Here is a 1,628-nt window from a genome sequence, read left to right on the forward strand (position 1 = left end):
AGAAATTTTTATAACATAAATCCTATTGTCAAGTAATGGATTACATGATTTCTGTGCCATTTAGTTAAGCAAATTAAATATAAAGTTTAGAACTCCACTTTCAACTTCCTGTAGAATCGGTGAAACCAAACTTGCCTAAAACCACTTAATTAGTTATAGTTGTAGGTTTAAAGTACAGTAAAATGACAGCTTTCATTCCTCTGATTATTTTTTTAATCTTGTATCTTGGAAGTGGTACTTATTTTTCTTTCATCGGAACTGATAATCCACTTCATCAAATTTCACCAGTAATCTGCTTATTACCAGCACTATTTTTTGCTGTCTCACGCAGAACAAATAAAATTCAACACAATATTGATACTGTTATCGAAGGTATGGGCGACAAAAACACCCTTACCATGTGTTCAATTTTTCTATTTTCCGGGGCATTTTCTACTGTTACTCAATCAATTGGCAGCGCAGACACCGTTGCTAATTTAATTCTTAATTTCCTTCCTGTAAGATTACTATTGCCTGGAATATTCTTGGCTTCTGCTTTTATTTCAACTGCAATTGGCACATCTATGGGAGTTGTTGCACTGATGGTACCTATAGCTGTCAACTTAGCGAAAAGTGGAGCTTTTGGTCTTGAAATAGGAACTGCAACTGTGGTAGGTGGTGCTGTATTTGGTGATAACCTCTCAATGATATCCGACACTACCATTGCATCTGTTTCTTCACAAGGAGCTACAATAAAAGATAAACTTAAAGTAAACTTTAAAGTAGCATTTGTTGCCAGCATTATAACACTTGTCTACCTGGCAGTAACTGTAGATAGTACAAAAATTGTTGCCATATCAAACTTAGATTATTTATCGATAATAAAGATTATTCCTTATATTTCTTTAATAATCATGGGCCTACTTGAAGTTACTACTCTAGTAACAATAACTGTGAACATAATTATTGCTGGTGTGTTAGGAATAGCCTTTTTTGACTATGCTATAATTCAATACTCTAATGATATATACAATGGTTTTAAAAAAGTAAACGAAATAGTGATATTTGCTCTATTCATTGGCGGGCTAAGCCATATAATGTACAAACAAGGTCAAAAAGCGTTACATAAACTCATCGATGAAAGTAATATCACAAAAACTAAAGCTGAGTTTGTGATAGCAGGAATAGCGTCTATGTTCACTATTTTAGTTGCTAATAACACAATTGCTATTTTACTGAGTGGTAGCATTGCAAAAAGGCTTGCAAAAAAGCATGATATTGTGCCATACCGTAGTGCATATTTATTGGATGTTTTTGCTTGTGCTACAAAAGGTATCTTACCTTATGGTTCTCAATTACTACTAGCAGGCAGCATAGCCTCTGTATCGCCTATTTCTTTATTAACGCAAGTATATTATTGCTTTATTTTAGTGGCAGTTACAATAGGTGAAATAATCATCAACAGCAGGAAAGAGAAACGTTACGCGACTACAACTTAATGCATCTCTTCATGTTACATTCAGAATGCGTTTTTCTTACCTATAAGAAACAGAACGAAGAAATTCCTTGACAACCTCCACCAATCTTATTATCATGCCACTAAGGGTATTTCTGACTCAAAACTTGTTTTTGATCCGCGCGGATTCAAT

1 protein-coding gene is annotated in these 1,628 nt (G+C 34.1%); it reads left to right on the top strand.

The genetic code is table 11. From position 1 onward, the window contains the following. The first annotated feature begins 182 nt into the window (after positions 1–182). Entirely contained in the window at positions 183–1,478 is a 1,296-nt protein-coding gene (locus HET73_RS07340) for a Na+/H+ antiporter NhaC family protein (RefSeq protein WP_174133533.1), read from the top strand. Positions 1,479–1,628 lie beyond the last annotated feature (150 nt).

This window comes from Wolbachia endosymbiont of Atemnus politus, from assembly GCF_013309895.1.